Origin of the sequence: Tepidicella xavieri (assembly GCF_004363315.1) — a bacterium.
Classification (GTDB): Bacteria; Pseudomonadota; Gammaproteobacteria; order Burkholderiales; family Burkholderiaceae_C; genus Tepidicella; species Tepidicella xavieri.
In genome coordinates, this window is record NZ_SNYL01000012.1 from 13,251 (window position 1) to 29,263 (window position 16,013).

Below are 16,013 nucleotides of genomic sequence, written 5' to 3' on the forward strand. Positions count from 1 at the left end.
TGCGAAGGCTTGTCGATTCCTCATGGCGGGCGGTGGCTTACTGTCTCCATCCCAAAGTGGTGGCGCTGTCTGTGCTGCCGCTGGTGCTGATGGTGGCCGCGTCGTTCTTGCTGGGCTACTTGTTCTGGGACGCCGCCGTCAGCGCCATGCTGCGCTGGCTGGAGGGCTGGGCCCCTTTCGTCTGGGCCATGCAGTGGATGACCACCCTGGGCTTGCCCGAGGTCAAGACCCTGCTGGCGCCGCTGTTCGTGCTGGTGCTCGTCACGCCCTTGATCGTGTTGCTGGCCCTGCTGTTGGTGGCGTTGCTGATGACGCCCGCCATCGTCGATCTGGTGGCCCAGCGACGCTTTCCCGATCTGCAGCGGCTGCGTGGGGGCAACTTCTGGGGCAGTGTGGTTTGGTCGCTGTGGTCCACCGTGCTGGCGTTGCTGGCGCTCGTGGCCTCCATCCCGTTGTGGCTCATCCCGCCGCTGGTGCTGATTCTGCCGCCGCTGATCTGGGGTTGGCTGACCTATCGCGTGTTTGCCTTCGATGCCCTGGCCGAGCATGCCAGCGTGGCCGAACGCCGCGAACTGATCGGGCAACACCGCTGGGCGTTGCTGGGCATGGGGGTGCTGTGTGGTTATCTGGGCGCGGCGCCGAGCCTGCTGTGGGCGTCCGGGGCGGTGTTCATTGCCCTGGCGCCTTTGCTGGTGCCGCTGGCGGTGTGGATTTATGCGCTGATGTTTGCGTTTGCCGCTTTGTGGTTTACCCACTACCTGTTGGCCGCGTTGGCAGATTTGCGCCGCCAGCGTCAGACCGACGAGACCGTTGTCCCGCCCCCTGAGCCAGCGCCGCCACGGGCCGTGCCGGGCGAAGTCATCGATGTGACTGCCAAAGAAATTCCATGACCAACCAGACTTCCATGCCACGTTTTGGCCTCCTCATCGTCGGTGACGAGATCCTGTCGGGCAAGCGGCAGGACAAGCACATGCCCAAAGTCATCGAACTGCTCGGCCAGCGCGGGCTGGCGCTGTCGTGGGCCCGCTACGTGGGCGATGACCGTGCCGCCATCACCGCCGCCTTGCGCGAAGCGTTTGCCGGAGGCGACGTGGTGTTTTCGTGCGGTGGCATCGGCGCCACGCCCGACGACCACACCCGCCAGTGCGCGGCGGCGGCCTTGGGCGTGGAACTGGCGCTGCACCCGCAGGCGCGTCAGCTCATCGAAGAACGCATGCAAGACGTGGCCCGCGAGCAGGGGCAGGTCTATGACCCGCAGCGCCCCGATAACGTGCACCGCTTGAACATGGGCGTGTTCCCGGTGGGCGCGCGCATCATTCCCAACCCTTATAACAAGATACCCGGCTTTTCCTGTGATGGGCCAGGCGGCGGCACGGTCCATTTCGTTCCCGGCTTTCCGGTGATGGCCTGGCCAATGATCGAATGGGTGCTGGACACGGGTTATGCCGCACACTTCCGCCGTGTGGACTGGAAGGAACGATCGGTCATTGTGTTTGGCGCCATGGAAGCGGCGTTGACGCCCCTGATGGAACGCATCGAGTCCGGCCATCCCGGGGTCAAGGTGTTCAGCCTGCCCAGCGTCGATCATCCGACCTACGGCCGTCACATCGAACTCGGCGTCAAAGGGGAGGATGCCTTGGTGCAGCCCGCCTACGCGGCCTTGCTGGAGGGCTTGCGTGCCCAACAAGCCTCCCTGGGCCCTGAATTGGTGCGCTGAAGCTTTTTCGACCAATATGCACCAATAAAGTGCAATTTGGTGCCATTTTGGGGCATCATGGTGGTGCGTGCTGGGCCCTTCCTTGGGGAGTCGGGCTGGCACGGTTGCTGCTACAAATCAGCCGTCCGATTTTTTACCCCCTCGACACAGGAGATTCCAGATGGCCAAAACCGTCGCCGACGTGATGAACATGGTGAAAGAAAACGACGTCAAGTTCGTCGATTTCCGCTTCACCGATACCCGTGGCAAAGAGCAGCACGTGACCGTTCCCGTGTCTGCATTCAGCGAAGACAAGTTCACCTCCGGTCACGCCTTCGATGGTTCCTCGATCGCTGGCTGGAAAGGCATCGAGGCCTCGGACATGCTGCTGATGCCCGACCCAGCCACGGCCAACATCGACCCGTTCTTCGAGGAAACGACCATCTTCATCCAGTGCGATGTGGTCGAGCCCAGCGACGGCAAGGCCTACGACCGCGATCCGCGCTCGATCGCCAAGCGCGCCGAGGCCTACCTGAAGTCTTCCGGACTGGGCGACACCGCCTACTTCGGCCCCGAGCCGGAGTTCTTCCTGTTCGACGGTGTGCGCTGGAGCACCGAGCCGGGCCGTGGCTTCTACGAGATCGAGGAATACGAAGCCCCTTGGAACAGTGGTGCCAAGTTTGAAAACGGCAACCGCGGCCACCGTCCGCGCACCAAGGGTGGCTACTTCCCCGTGCCCCCGGTGGACAGCACGCACGACATGCGCGCCGAGATGGTGCTGATCCTGGAGTCGCTGGGCATCCCGGTGGAGGTGTTCCACCACGAGGTCGCCGGCGCCGGCCAGTGCGAGATCGGCACCAAGTTCAGCACGCTGGTCGAGCGTGCCGACTGGACGCAGGTGCTCAAGTACGTCATCTGGAACGTGGCCAACAGCTACGGCAAGACGGCCACCTTCATGCCCAAGCCCTACCACGGCGACAACGGCAGCGGCATGCACGTGCACCAGTCGGTCTGGAAGGACGGCAAGAACCTGTTCGCCGGTGACGGCTACGCGGGCCTGAGCGATTTCGCCCTGTACTACATCGGCGGCATCATCAAGCACGCCCGCGCGCTCAACGCCATCACCAACCCGACCACCAACAGCTACAAGCGCCTGGTGCCGCACTTCGAGGCCCCGGTCAAGCTCGCCTACTCGGCCAAGAACCGCTCGGCGTCCATCCGCATCCCGTACGTGGCCAATCCGAAGGCGCGCCGCGTCGAGGCCCGCTTCCCGGACCCGATGGCCAACCCGTACCTGTGCTTCGCGGCGCTGCTGATGGCCGGTCTGGACGGCGTGGAGAACAAGATCCACCCGGGCGAGGCCGCCACCAAGGACCTCTACCACCTGCCGCCGGAGGAGGACAAGCTGGTGCCCACCGTGTGCCACAGCCTCGACCAAGCGCTGGATTACCTGGACAAAGACCGCGCCTTCCTGACCAAGGGCGGCGTCTTCACCGATTCGATGATCGACGCTTACATCGATCTGAAGATGCAGGAAGTCACCCGCGCCCGCATCGAGGTCACGCCGACCGAGTTCGACATGTACTTCAGCCTCTGATCTGCCCAGGGGGATGTCATCCAAGGACGGCCGGCGTGCCGTCCTTTTTTTCTTGGCTTACCCGACGGGCTTTTCGGCGATACTGGATGTTCCTGACCGTTGAATCATCCCGTATTTAGTCAGCGATGCCACGCATGTCATTTCCTCTCCTGCTGTCCTGGTTGGCGTCCGTTGCCGTGATGCTGGGGGTTGGATCCGCCCATGCTCAGGGAACGATTTGGCGCTGTGGCAACGAGTACACCAACCACCCGGGCCCACAGCCCGAAGCGCGAGGGTGCCGGGTCGTGGAAGGGGGCAACCTCACGGTGGTGGAAAGCGGTCGTGCGGCTGGCAATGCCGCATCGCCCTCGACGGTGCGGCCATCGGCCAGCTCGCCGTCGGCCAGTGCCACCGGGGCACGCAACGGCAATGAGCGCGTGGGCCGGGCTGAGCAGCAGGCCCGGGATCGCGATGCCCGCCTGATTCTGGAAACCGAATTGCGTCGTGCTCGCGAAAGGCTGGCCGAACTGGAGGTCGAATACAACCAGGGTCAACCGGTTCGGCTTTCCAGCGAACGGGGCGACGAGGCGCGTTACCGCGACCGGACCGATGAGTTGCAGCGCCGCGTGGAACGGGCGCGGGGCGATGTGGCCGCCATCGAGCGGGAACTGGAACGCCTGCCGGCGCCGCGTTGAGGGAACAGCCGGTGATGGTGCGCAGGTCAACGGGTGCGACACAGCAACGCTTCCAGGCGCTGGACATGCTGGCCACGCTGGTTTCGGTGGTCGATGACGACGGTCGCCTGTTGTTTGCCAACAATGCGCTGGAAGACGCCATCGGTCTGTCGCGCCGCAGCCTGCTCGGCGTGCCGCTGACCGACTGGTTCACGGCCCCCGAGCTGTTGCAGAACGCGCTGCAGGGCTCGCATGGCCACGAGTACGCGGTGATCCGCTACGACGCTTTCCTCAAGCGCCTGAACAACGAGCCCTTGCCGGTTCATGTGGTGGTGGCCAAGAGCGATGCGCCGGGTGAGGTGGTGGTGGAGATGCTGCCGCTGGAGCAGCAGACCCGCCAGGAGCGCGAAGAGCGCCTGATCGATCAGGCCCAGGCCAACAAAGAGTTGATTCGCAATCTGGCGCACGAGATCAAAAACCCGCTGGGCGGGATTCGCGGGGCCGCGCAGTTGCTGCAGATGGAGCTGGAATCGCGCGAGTTGGTGGAATTCGCCCAAGTCATCATCCACGAGGCGGATCGGCTGCAATCGCTGGTCGATCGCCTGCTGGCGCCGCACCGGCGGGCACAGGTGGTGGGCGACGTGAACATCCACGAAGTCTGCGAGCGCGTGCGCTCGCTCATCCTGGCCGAATTTCCCAAGGGCCTGAAGGTGGTGCGCGATTACGACATCTCCATCCCCGAATTTCGGGGGGATCGCGAGCAACTCATCCAGGCCGTGCTCAACATTGCCCACAACGCGGCTCAGGCCCTCAAGGAGCGCATTGCGGCGGGAGACGCCGAAATCGTTTTCCGTACCCGGGTGCTGCGGCAGGTGACGTTTGGGCGCCAGCGTTACCGGCTGGCACTGGAATTGCATGTGATCGACAACGGGCCCGGCGTGCCCGAAGAGATCAAGGACCGCATCTTTTACCCGCTGGTGTCGGGGCGCGATGGCGGTTCCGGCCTGGGGCTGACTTTGGCGCAGACCTTCGTGCAGCAGCACCACGGCCTGATCGAATGCGACAGCGTGCCGGGCCGAACCGACTTCAAGCTCTTGATCCCGTTGCCTTGAGACGTGGCGGCGGGCGGGGGAGACGTCACAAGGAAAGAGGAAACGCTCGCATGAAACCCATCTGGATCGTGGATGATGACCAGTCCATCCGGTTCGTCCTGGAAAAAGCCCTGTTGCGCGAGAGTTTGCCCACCCGCAGCTTCACCAACCCGCGCGAAGTGCTCGACGCCCTGGCCGACGCCAGCGACGAAGGCCCCCAAGTGCTGGTCAGCGACATCCGCATGCCGGGCGGCTCGGGGCTGGAACTGCTGGAGAAGGTCAAGAAGCAGATGCCGGGGTTGCCCGTCATCATCATGACGGCGTTTTCCGACTTGGACAGCGCCGTGGCCGCCTTTCAGGGCGGGGCGTTCGAGTACCTGCCCAAGCCGTTCGATTTGCCCAAGGCGGTGGAACTGATCCGGCGCGCGGTGGAAGAGAGCCAGCGCGAGGAGGTGGCCGAGGAACGGTTGAGCGCCGCGCCCGAAATTCTGGGGCAAGCGCCGGCCATGCAAGATGTGTTTCGCGCCATCGGCCGCTTGAGCCAGAGCAATGTGACGGTGCTCATCACGGGCGAGAGCGGCTCGGGCAAAGAACTGGTGGCCCGGGCGCTGCACAAGCACTCGCCCCGGGCCAAGGGACCGTTCGTGGCCATCAACACCGCCGCCATCCCGAAGGATTTGCTGGAATCCGAACTGTTCGGGCATGAGCGGGGGGCCTTCACCGGGGCCCAGACCATGCGCCGCGGGCGCTTCGAGCAGGCCGAGGGCGGCACGCTGTTTCTCGACGAAATCGGCGACATGCCGTTCGATTTGCAGACGCGGCTGCTGCGTGTGCTCTCCGATGGGCATTTCTACCGCGTGGGGGGGCACAGCGCCGTCAAGGCCAACGTGCGGGTGATCGCCGCCACCCACCAGAACCTGGAGCAGCGCGTCAAGGAGGGGGTGTTCCGCGAGGACTTGTTTCACCGGCTCAACGTGATTCGCCTGCGTCTGCCCGCTTTGCGCGAGCGGCGGGAGGACGTGCCCCTGCTGACCCGGTTTTTCCTGCAACAGAGCGCCAAGCAACTCGACGTGGAGCCCAAGCGCATTTCGGATGCGGCGCTGAAGGTGTTGTGCGCATTCGACTTTCCGGGCAACGTGCGCCAACTGGAGAACATCTGCCATTGGCTGACGGTGATGGCGCCGGCCCAGTCCATCGAAGTGAAGGACTTGCCCCCGGAGGTGCTGGGGGCGCCGGGGGCGGCCGCGAGTGCCAGCGCCGTGGCCCCGGCGCGGGCCGAGACGATGGCTTCGTCCGGCGCGTCATTGGTGTCGGCCATGCCGGTCCAGGTGTCTGGGTTGGCCGCCGAAGCCCCGCCGCCAGCGCCAGCCGGTAGCTGGGAGCAGGCGTTGCGGGCCGAGGCCCTGGCGCTGCTGACCGCTGGCCGCACCGATGTCTGGGACGAGCTCACCCGCCGGTTTGAAACCAGCCTGATTCAGACGGCGCTGGCCTGTACCCGTGGCCGCCGCATCGAGGCCGCGCAGAAGCTGGGTATTGGCCGCAATACCATCACCCGCAAGATCCAGGAGCTGAACCTGGAGTGAGGCGCAGGTTCAGTCCAGGGTCAGCACCACGGGGGCGTGATCGCTGGGCTGGGGGTTCTTGCGCGGGGCGCGGTCGATGGTGCAGGCCGATGCCCGCGCGCGCAGCGCATCGCTGATGAGGATGTGGTCGATGCGCAGCCCGCGGTTCTTCTGAAAACCCAGCATGCGATAGTCCCACCAACTGAAGGTCTTGGGCGGCTGGGGGAACAGGCGGTGGGCGTCGTGCAGCCCCAGCGCGATGAGGGCTTGCAAGTGGGCGCGCTCCTCGCTCGTGCAATGGATGGTTTCGCGCAGGCCCTCCGGGTCCCAGACGTCGGCGTCGTCGAATGTGATGTTGAAGTCACCCATGAGCGCCAGCCGCGGATGGCGGCGCAGTTCATCGGCCAGCCAGCCGCGCAGGGCGTCGAGCCAGCGCATCTTGTAAGCGAATTTGTCGCTGCCCGGGGCCTGGCCGTTGGGGAAGTAGGCCCCGATCACGCGCAGCGCTGTCTCGCCTTCGCCGTAGGTGGCCGCAATCAAGCGGGCCTGCTCGTCGGCGAAGCCGGGGATGTTGCGCACCACGTCTTGGGCCGGGGTGCGCGAGACCAGCGCCACGCCGTTGTAGGTTTTCTGGCCGAACCAGGTGGCATGGTAGCCGGCCTGTTCGAATGCCGCCGCGGGGAATTTGTCGTCGGTGAGCTTGAGCTCTTGCAGGGCGAGTACGTCCACCGGGCCGTCTTGCGCCTGTCGGTCCAGCCACGCCAGGACTTGGGGCAGCCGCACGCCGAGTGAATTGATGTTCCAGGTTGCCAGTTTCATGCGCACAATGTAAGCGATTCCTCATTCGCCTTGGTTGGCCCCGTCACGCTGCTTCCCATTGACCATGCCATCGCCTCAAACCGTGCTGCCTGATTTCCGCAACCTGGGGGTGCTGCTGCGGGTGCTGCTGTTGGCCGAAGGGCTGCGGCTGCTGGTGTGGTGGATACAGGCGCCGGGTGGGTCTGTGGGGTGGAGCGGCTATCTGGAGCAGGCCCTGCTTTACGAGCCCGCCTTGTTGAGCACGGTGCTGTTGCTCTTTGTGCTGCAGCCTTGGCTGGCCCGCGTGTCGTATGGGCGCGGGGTGGTGGCCGTGCTCGCGCTGGCGGCTTTGTCGGCCGTGGCCTGGCAAGGCGTGCTGGCCTGGAGCCTGGGGGAGCGCCTGGGGCCGGCGGCGTGGCACAGCGCGACGGTTGCAGCCATCGTGGCGGCTGCCGTGCTGTTTTATTTCAACTGGCGCCACCATCGCCTCTCGCCCGCGCTGGCCGAGGCCCGGGTGACGGCGCTGCAATCCCGCATTCGGCCCCACTTCCTGTTCAACAGCCTCAACAGCGCGATGGCCCTGCTGCGCACCCAGCCGCGCCAGGCCGAGGCGGTGCTGCAGGATTTGGCCGACTTGTATCGCGCTTTGTTGTCGGACGCCCGGGCGCTGGTGCCACTGGCTCAGGAGTTGCAACTGGCCAAAGCGTATGTGGACATCGAGGCCGTGCGCCTGGGCAGCCGGCTGCGGATGCATTGGTTGATCGCCCACGCGCCCCAGGATGCGCTGGTGCCGCCACTGCTCTTGCAGCCGCTGCTGGAAAACGCCGTGCGCTACGGCGTGGAGCCTGCCGCCGACGGGGCGGACGTGACGCTGGAGATTTACGCCGAAGACGACCGACTCGTGATTTTCGTGCGCAACGATCTGCCGCCCGAGCACAGCCCGCCCGTCCCCAACGGCAACCACATGGCGCTGAGCAACATCCGCGAACGGCTGGAACTGCATTTCGATGCCGAAGCGCAACTCAAGCGCCACACCACCGAGCGCGAGCATGTGGTGACGGTGCGGCTGCCGCGTCGAAAGGCGTGAGGGCGCCGGCGGTTCAGGCCGCCGTGCGTTCTTCGACCACCACCTCCCCGCGCAGCGAGTGCGGCAGGGCCTGGGTGATGCGCACGTCCAGCATCTGGCCGATCAGGCGGGCGCCGTGGGGGCCGCCGTCGAAGTTGACGATGCGGTTGCATTCGGTGCGGCCCATGAGTTCCTGCGGGTTTTTCTTCGAGGGCCCGGTGACCAGGATGCGCTGCACCGTGCCGACACGGGTGGCGCTGATGCGTTGCACGTTCTCCTCGATGGTGGCTTGCAGGTGCTGCAGGCGCTGCAGCTTGACCTCGTGCGGGGTGTCGTCGTGCAGGTTGGCGGCGGGGGTGCCGGGCCGCGGGCTGAAAATGAAGCTGAACGAGGCGTCGTAGCCCACGTCGGTCACCAGCTTCATGAGTTTTTGGAAGTCTTCGTCCGTCTCGCCCGGGAAGCCGACGATGAAATCGCTGCTCAGCGAGAGCTCGGGCCGGATGGCGCGCAGCTTGCGGATGGTGCTTTTGTATTCCATCGCTGTGTAGCCGCGCTTCATGGCCATGAGGATTTTGTCGCTGCCGTGCTGCACCGGCAGATGCAGGTGGCTGACCAGCTTGGGGATCTTGGCGTAGGCTTCGATCAGGCGCGGGGTGAATTCGTTGGGGTGGCTGGTGGTGTAGCGGATGCGCTCGATGCCGGGGATGTCGCCCACGTATTCGAGCAGCAGGGCGAAGTCGGCGATCTCGTCGGAGTCGCCCATCTTGCCGCGGTAGGCATTGACGTTCTGGCCCAGCAGCGTGACTTCCTTGACGCCCTGGTCGGCCAGGCCGGCCACTTCCACCAGCACGTCCTCGAACGGGCGGCTGAATTCCTCGCCACGGGTGTAGGGCACCACACAGTAGCTGCAATATTTGCTGCAGCCTTCCATGATGGACACGAAGGCGCTGGCGCCCTCCACCTTGGCCGGGGGCAGGTGGTCGAACTTTTCGATTTCGGGGAAGCGGATGTCCACCTGCGGGCGGGCCTGGCGCTGGCGTTCTTCCAGCAGCTGCGGCAGGCGGTGCAGGGTTTGCGGGCCGAACACCACGTCCACGAACGGGGCGCGCTTGATGATTTCTTCGCCTTCCTGGCTGGCCACGCAGCCGCCCACGCCGATGAGCACGCCTTTTTGTTTCAGGTGCTTGACGCGTCCCAGGTCGCTGAACACCTTTTCCTGGGCTTTTTCGCGCACCGAGCAGGTGTTGAACAGGATGAGGTCGGCTTGCTCGGGGTCGTCGGTGGGTTCGTAGCCTTGCGCGGCTGCCAGGACGTCGGCCATTTTGTCCGAGTCGTACTCGTTCATCTGGCAGCCGAAGGTTTTGATGAAGACTTTTTTGCTCATGGGGTGCAGCGGTGCTGGTGTAAAGCCAGGGGCTGTGGGGAAGTGGAAAACCTTTGATTTTAAAGGGTTGGCTGGTTGGGTGGGGCTGCTCTACACTTGTCAGATATCCATGCATCACAGGGAGAACATCATGACCGCACTGGCCGCCATGAAACGCTTCATCACGCCCCAGGAATACCTGGAAGGCGAACTGCGCAGCGAAGTCCGCCATGAGTATGTGGACGGGCAGGTGTACGCCATGGTGGGGGCGAGTGACCGGCATGGGCTGATCGTGAACGCGGTGGCTTTTGCCCTGACGCCCAAAGCGCGACAGCACGGCTGCCAGCTGTTCACGTCGGACATGAAGGTGCGCTTGGACTTTGCCGGGCAGGAGGTGTACTACTACCCCGACTTGCTGCTGTGTTGCGATGACACAGACCGCGCGACCTACTTTCGCGAACGCCCCTGCCTGATCGTGGAGGTGTTGTCGGAAAGTACCGAACGCATCGACCGGCGGGAAAAGTGGCTGGCCTACCAGCAGTTGCCCAGCCTGCAGGCTTACCTGTTGGTGGCGCAGGACCGGCGGCAGGTCGAAGTGTTTCGCCGCGCGAGCGGCTGGCGCCACGAGCTGCACACCGAAGGCGCCATTGGGCTGCCCTGTGTGGATGCCGCTTTGTCGTTGGACGAGATCTACATCGACGTGTCGGACTGAGCGTGCTTGGGGCGCCGCGGCCTCAGGCGATCTGCAGGGACAGGGTGCGCGCGATGTGCGCGGCCAGCCGGGCACCGGTGCGGGCGGTTTGGCCGTCCCGGTCCAGCGCCGGATTGAGCTCTGCGATGTCGGCTGCCACCACTTTGCCGCTCATGAGCACCGTGTCCATCAGCGGGATCAGCCAGGGCAGGGGCACGCCCAGCGTCGCCGGGGCGCTCACGCCCGGGGCTTGGTGCGCCGGCAGTACGTCCAGGCAGATGGTGAGATAGACCGCATCGCACGCGGCCAAGTCCGCTTGCATCGCTGCGCGGGCGGCGGCCACATCGGTCTCGGTTTGCAAGGCTTCGTCCAGCCGGTAGCGCACTCCCAGCGCGTGCGCCCGGTCGAACAGCGCTTGGGTGTTGGCGTAGCGGCTGATGCCCAGCACGTGGTAGTCAAAAGGGCGGCCCTGGGCTTGGCACCATTGCGCGATTTGCCGAAACGGCGTGCCTGAGTTGGCCTGGGCCGCGTGACGCAGGTCGAAGTGCGCGTCGAAATTGACGATGAGCAGTCGCTGCCGCTTGAGCTCGGCCTGCACGATGCCCTGGAACGTGCCCCACGCCACCTCATGCCCGCCGCCCAGCACCAGGGGGAAGGCGCCTTGCGCCAGCACCTCGGCCACCCGGGCGGCCAGGGTGGCTTGGGCCGCTTCCAGCGCTCGTCCTTCGCACGTCACGTCGCCGCTGTCCCACAGCGTGGGCTCGCCCAGCACGGGCAGGTTGGCCAGCGCCTGCCGCAGGGCAGTCGGCCCCTGGGCCGCGCCGGGGCGTCCGCCGTTGCGCCGCACCCCTTCGTCGCAGGCAAAGCCCAGCAGCGCCACGCCGCCGCGGGCTTGCGCATGCCAGGGGCGCACGTGTTGGTGCCAGCGGGTGGTGACGCCGGTTTCTTCGGCATCGATGCGGCCTTGCCACACCAAGGGCTGGCCGGGGGCGGGCGCGTTCATGCCGGGGCCTCCGAGGTCATGCGCCGGCCGCCGACGACCACGCCTTGGCAGGCGTCGTGGCCGAACCAGTAGGTCAGCTCGTTGGGGTGCTGCAGGTTCCATGCCGCCAGATCCGCGCGTTGGCCCACGGCCAGGGTGCCGCGGTCGCGCAGGCCGAGGGCCCGTGCCGCGTGGACGGTGATGCCGCGCACGGCCTCCAACGGCGTGAGGCGGAAGAAGCTACAGGCCATGTGCGCCATCAGCGGCAGCGACAGGGCCGGCGACGTGCCGGGGTTGTGGTCGGTGGCAATCGCCATGGGCACACCGGCTTCGCGCAGGGCGGCGATGGGCGGCAGCTGCGTTTCACGCAGCATGTAAAACGCCCCGGGCAGCAGCATGGCCACCGTGCCCGCCGCCTGCATGGCCGCCACGCCAGCAGGGCTGAGGTGTTCCAGATGGTCGCAAGAGAGGGCGCCAAAGCTGGCCGCCAGCGCCGCGCCGCCTTGGTCGGAGAGCTGCTCGGCGTGCAGCTTCACCGGCAGCCCCAGGCGCTGAGCAGTTTCGAACACGCGCCGGGTTTGCGCTGGGGTAAAGCCGATGTGCTCGCAGAACGCGTCCACCGCATCGACCAAGCCTTGCGCGTGCCACTCGGGCAGCCAGGCGCACACCGCGTCGATGTAGTCGTCGGCCCGGCCGTGGAATTCGGCGGGCACGGCGTGCGCCGCCAGGCAGGTGACCTGCACCCCGATGCCCAGGGTCTGCCCCAGGCGGCGGGCCACGCGCAGGCAGCGGGCTTCGTCGGCCAGCGACAGGCCGTAGCCGGACTTGATTTCCACCGTGGTCACGCCCGAGCGCATGAGGGCGCGGGCGCGGCGCAGCGCCTGGGCCAGCAGGCTTTTTTCGCTTGCGGCCCGGGTGGCCGCTACCGTGGCGCGGATGCCGCCACCGGCGCGGGCGATGGCTTCGTAGCTGGCGCCATTGAGGCGTTGCTCGGCTTCATCGGCGCGGTGGCCGCCATAGACCAAATGGGTGTGGCCGTCGATCAAACCCGGGGTCAGCAAAGCGCCTTGCAGGTCATATTCCTCGTCCACCTGCAGTGCAGCGGGCAGGTCGGCCTGCCGGCCCAGCCAGGCGATGCGCTCGCCTTCGGCCAGCAGGGCGCCGTCTTCGATCAGGCCCCAGCCGGGGCCGCTCATGGTCGCCAGCCGGACGTTGCGCCATAGGCGGCGCGGGGTATGGTCGGTATTCATGCCCCGTCGTCCCAAAGCAGGCCCAGCACATCGGCATTGCCCTCGGCGGCGCGGCCTTGCATCACCAGGGTTTTGGCCGCTTCGATGTCGGGGGCGAACAGCCGGTCGTGCGCGTAAAACGGCACCTGCGCCCGCAGCACCGCATGGGCTTTTTGCAGTCGCTGCGAAGTCAGCAGGGGGCGGTGAAAATCCACCCCTTGCGCTGCGGCCAGCCACTCGATGCCCAGGATGGTGGCGGTGTTGTCGGCCATCTCGGCCAGGCGCCGGCCGGCGTAGGTGGCCATGCTCACATGGTCTTCTTGGTTGGCGCTGGTGGGCAGGCTGTCCACGCTGGCCGGGTGGGCGTGGGATTTGTTCTCCGAGGCCAGCGCGGCGGCGGTGACGTGGGCGATCATGAAGCCACTGTTCAGCCCCGGGTTGTTCACCAGGAACGGCGGCAGCCCGGAGAGCGTGCTGTCGATCAGCAGCGCGATGCGCCGCTCGGCAATCGCCCCGATTTCGCTGATGGCCAGCGCCAGCGTGTCGGCGGCAAACGCCACTGGCTCGGCGTGGAAGTTGCCGCCCGAGAGCACCTCGCCGGTATCGGTGAAGACGAGCGGGTTGTCGGTGACGGCGTTGGCCTCGATCAGCAGCGTTCGGGCGGCCTGGGCGATGAGGTCGCGGCAGGCGCCCATCACCTGGGGCTGGCAGCGCAGGCTGTAGGGGTCCTGCACGCGTTCGTCGTTGTCTAGGTGGGACAGGCGGATCTGACTGCCCTGCAACAGCGTCCGCGTGACGGCGGCGCTGGCGATCTGCCCTGGTTGGCCCCGCACCGCGTGGATGCGCGGGTCAAAGGGGGCATCGCTGCCCTTGGCGGCATCGACGGACAACGCGCCAATCACCGTGCCGGCTTCCAGCAAGCGCTCGGCCATGAACAGGCCGTGCAAGGCCAGCGCGGTGGACACTTGGGTGCCGTTGATGAGCGCCAGCCCTTCCTTGGCCGCCAGCGTCAGCGGGGCGATGCCTGCGGCGCGCAAGGCTTGCGCGGCCGGTTGCCATTGGCCCTGATACCAGACTTCGCCTTCGCCCATCAGCGCCAGCGTCATGTGCGACAGCGGGGCCAAATCGCCGGAGGCGCCCACCGAGCCCTTGACCGGGATGCGTGGCACGATGCCGGCGTTGAGCACAGCCAGCAGCGTGTCCACCACCACCGGGCGCACGCCCGAGTAGCCGCGCGCCAGGCTGGCGGCCTTCATCACCATCACCAGCCGCACGGTGGCCGCGCTCATCGGCTCGCCGCTGCCCACCGAGTGCGACAGGATCAGGTTGCGCTGCAGCGCCTCCAATTGATCGTCGGGAATGCGCGTCTTGGCCAGCTTGCCAAACCCGGTGTTGATGCCGTAGGCCGCATCGCCCTGGTCCACGATGGACTGGATGGCCGCGCTCGATGCGCGCATGGCCTCGTAAGCCTCGGCAGGCAGTGACGCTTGCACCGGGCTCAGCCAGACGGTGCGCAGGTCGGCCAGGGTCATCTGGCCGGGTTGAATCAGCAAGGAATGGATCATGGTCGTCATCATGCACGCAGCATGGGCAAGTGCAAGCCCTGTTTCTTGGCGGTTTCGATGGCCAGTTCGTAACCCGCGTCGGCATGGCGCATCACGCCCGAGCCGCAGTCGTTGACCAGCACGCGCGCCAGGCGCTCGGCGGCGGCGTCGGTGCCGTCGGCCACGATGACCATGCCTGCGTGCTGGGAATATCCCATGCCCACGCCACCACCATGGTGCAGGCTGACCCAGGTGGCGCCGCCGGCGGTGTTGAGCAAGGCGTTGAGCAGCGGCCAGTCGCTGACGGCGTCGGTGCCGTCCTTCATCCCTTCGGTCTCGCGGTTGGGGCTGGCCACCGAGCCGGTGTCGAGGTGGTCGCGTCCGATGACGATCGGCGCCTTGAGTTCCCCCTTGCGCACCATTTCGTTGAAGGCCAGGCCCGCGCGGTGGCGCTCGCCCAAGCCCAGCCAGCAGATACGCGCGGGCAGGCCCTGAAAGGCGATGCGCTCGCGCGCCATGTCCAGCCAGCGGTGGGTGTGGTGGTTGTCGGGGAAGAGCTCCTTGATCTTGGCGTCGGTTTTGTAGATGTCTTCCGGGTCGCCAGACAGCGCCACCCAGCGGAACGGGCCCTTGCCCTCGCAGAACAGCGGGCGAATGTAGGCGGGCACGAAACCGGGGAAGTCGAAGGCGTTTTTCACGCCCTGATCGAAGGCCACCTGGCGGATGTTGTTGCCGTAGTCCACGGTGGGCACGCCCATCGCGTGGAAGTCGAGCATGGCCTGCACGTGCACGGCGCAGCTCTTGGCGGCGGCCTCCTTCAGGGCGGCGTGTTGCGACGGGTCTTGCTGCGCCGCCTTCCACTGCGCCACGGTCCAGCCCATGGGCAGGTAGCCGTGGATGAGGTCGTGGGCTGAAGTCTGGTCGGTGACGATGTCGGGACGCGGGCCACCGGCCTGGGCGCGCTTGACGAGTTCGGGCAGGATTTCGGCGGCATTGCCCAGCAAGGCGATCGAGACGGCTTCTTTCTTGGCCGTGTGTTCCCGGATCAGTTCCAGCGCGTGGTCGATGTCGCGGGCTTGCTTGTCCACATAGCGCGTGCGCAGGCGGAAGTCGATGCTGCTTTGCTGGCACTCGATGTTGAGTGAGCAGGCGCCCGCGAGCGTGGCGGCCAGGGGCTGGGCGCCGCCCATGCCGCCCAGGCCAGCCGTGAGGATCCATCTGCCCGAGAGGTCACCGCCATAGTGCTGGCGCCCGGCCTCGACAAAGGTCTCGAACGTGCCCTGCACGATGCCCTGGCTGCCGATGTAGATCCAGCTGCCGGCGGTCATCTGGCCGTACATGAACAGGCCCTTGCGGTCGAGTTCGTTGAAGTGTTCCCAGGTGGCCCACTTGGGCACCAAGTTGGAGTTGGCGATCAGCACGCGCGGGGCGTTGGGGTGGGTTTTGAACACACCCACGGGCTTGCCCGACTGGATCAGCAGCGACTCATCCTCGTTGAGTTCGCGCAGCGTGGCCAGGATCTGGTCGAAGCAGGCCCAGTCGCGGGCCGCGCGCCCGATGCCGCCATAGACCACCAAGGCCTGCGGGTTTTCGGCCACGTCGGGGTCCAGGTTGTTCTGGATCATCCGGTAGGCCGCTTCGGTCAGCCAGTTCTTGCAGTGCAGTTCCGTGCCGCGCGGTGCGCGGACGACGCGGGAGGGATCGATGCGTGGGTCGGGAGAGCGGTTCATATCAGGGCTCC

At 66.3% G+C, this 16,013-nt stretch carries 14 protein-coding genes; 8 read left to right on the top strand and 6 right to left on the bottom strand.

Translation table 11 applies throughout. The features are described from left to right. Positions 1–32 precede the first annotated feature (32 nt). The 6 genes from DFR43_RS10100 (at position 33) to ntrC (ending at position 6,620) form a co-directional block, all read left to right on the top strand. On the top strand, positions 33–890 hold the full coding sequence (locus tag DFR43_RS10100; protein ID WP_245988898.1) for an EI24 domain-containing protein: 858 nt from the start codon (positions 33–35) through the stop codon (positions 888–890). Then, the gene (locus tag DFR43_RS10105) at positions 887–1,717 is read left to right on the top strand and encodes a competence/damage-inducible protein A (protein ID WP_133598267.1); all 831 of its coding nucleotides are present in this window, start codon (positions 887–889) and stop codon (positions 1,715–1,717) included. The genes DFR43_RS10100 and DFR43_RS10105 overlap by 4 nt, the downstream gene beginning before the upstream one ends. A gap of 160 nt (positions 1,718–1,877) precedes the next feature. Beyond that, entirely contained in the window at positions 1,878–3,293 is a 1,416-nt protein-coding gene (gene glnA / locus DFR43_RS10110) for a type I glutamate--ammonia ligase (RefSeq protein ID WP_133598270.1), read from the top strand. Between the two features lie 134 nt (positions 3,294–3,427). Then, positions 3,428–3,967, top strand: a complete 540-nt coding sequence (locus tag DFR43_RS10115; RefSeq protein WP_245988899.1) for a coiled-coil domain-containing protein — start codon at positions 3,428–3,430, stop codon at positions 3,965–3,967. 14 nt (positions 3,968–3,981) lie between these two features. Then, the gene (gene glnL, locus DFR43_RS10120; protein WP_133598272.1) at positions 3,982–5,058 is read left to right on the top strand and encodes a nitrogen regulation protein NR(II); all 1,077 of its coding nucleotides are present in this window, start codon (positions 3,982–3,984) and stop codon (positions 5,056–5,058) included. Positions 5,059–5,108: 50 nt separating this feature from the next. Continuing rightward, positions 5,109–6,620, top strand: coding sequence for a nitrogen regulation protein NR(I) (gene ntrC / locus DFR43_RS10125; RefSeq protein WP_133598274.1), 1,512 nt, complete (start codon positions 5,109–5,111; stop codon positions 6,618–6,620). A 9-nt stretch (positions 6,621–6,629) separates the two neighbouring features. Here ntrC and DFR43_RS10130 read toward each other — a convergent pair whose 3' ends face one another. Further along, positions 6,630–7,418 (bottom strand): exodeoxyribonuclease III, encoded by a 789-nt coding sequence (locus tag DFR43_RS10130; RefSeq protein WP_133598276.1) that lies wholly within the window; start codon positions 7,416–7,418, stop codon positions 6,630–6,632. 64 nt (positions 7,419–7,482) lie between these two features. Here DFR43_RS10130 and DFR43_RS10135 point away from each other — a divergent pair, with 64 nt between their 5' ends. After that, positions 7,483–8,484: a sensor histidine kinase gene (locus DFR43_RS10135; protein ID WP_133598278.1), complete on the top strand. Its 1,002-nt coding sequence runs from the start codon at positions 7,483–7,485 to the stop codon at positions 8,482–8,484. A gap of 13 nt (positions 8,485–8,497) precedes the next feature. Here DFR43_RS10135 and miaB read toward each other — a convergent pair whose 3' ends face one another. Next, a complete protein-coding gene (gene miaB / locus DFR43_RS10140) occupies positions 8,498–9,847 on the bottom strand; it encodes a tRNA (N6-isopentenyl adenosine(37)-C2)-methylthiotransferase MiaB (RefSeq protein WP_133598280.1) in 1,350 nt (449 codons plus the stop codon). Between the two features lie 130 nt (positions 9,848–9,977). Here miaB and DFR43_RS10145 point away from each other — a divergent pair, with 130 nt between their 5' ends. Beyond that, a complete protein-coding gene (locus DFR43_RS10145; RefSeq protein ID WP_133598283.1) occupies positions 9,978–10,538 on the top strand; it encodes a Uma2 family endonuclease in 561 nt (186 codons plus the stop codon). Positions 10,539–10,560: 22 nt separating this feature from the next. Here the strand turns inward: DFR43_RS10145 and hutG are convergent, their stop codons facing one another. The 4 genes from hutG to hutU are packed head-to-tail and all read right to left on the bottom strand — an operon-like array spanning position 10,561 to position 16,002. Next, a complete protein-coding gene (hutG, locus tag DFR43_RS10150) occupies positions 10,561–11,520 on the bottom strand; it encodes a formimidoylglutamase (RefSeq protein ID WP_133598285.1) in 960 nt (319 codons plus the stop codon). Continuing rightward, positions 11,517–12,749, bottom strand: coding sequence for an imidazolonepropionase (gene hutI / locus DFR43_RS10155; RefSeq protein WP_133598287.1), 1,233 nt, complete (start codon positions 12,747–12,749; stop codon positions 11,517–11,519). The genes hutG and hutI overlap by 4 nt, the downstream gene beginning before the upstream one ends. After that, the gene (gene hutH / locus DFR43_RS10160) at positions 12,746–14,293 is read right to left on the bottom strand and encodes a histidine ammonia-lyase (RefSeq protein WP_133598289.1); all 1,548 of its coding nucleotides are present in this window, start codon (positions 14,291–14,293) and stop codon (positions 12,746–12,748) included. The genes hutI and hutH overlap by 4 nt, the downstream gene beginning before the upstream one ends. A gap of 8 nt (positions 14,294–14,301) precedes the next feature. Then, positions 14,302–16,002, bottom strand: a complete 1,701-nt coding sequence (gene hutU / locus DFR43_RS10165; protein ID WP_133598291.1) for a urocanate hydratase — start codon at positions 16,000–16,002, stop codon at positions 14,302–14,304. Positions 16,003–16,013: the final 11 nt, after the last annotated feature.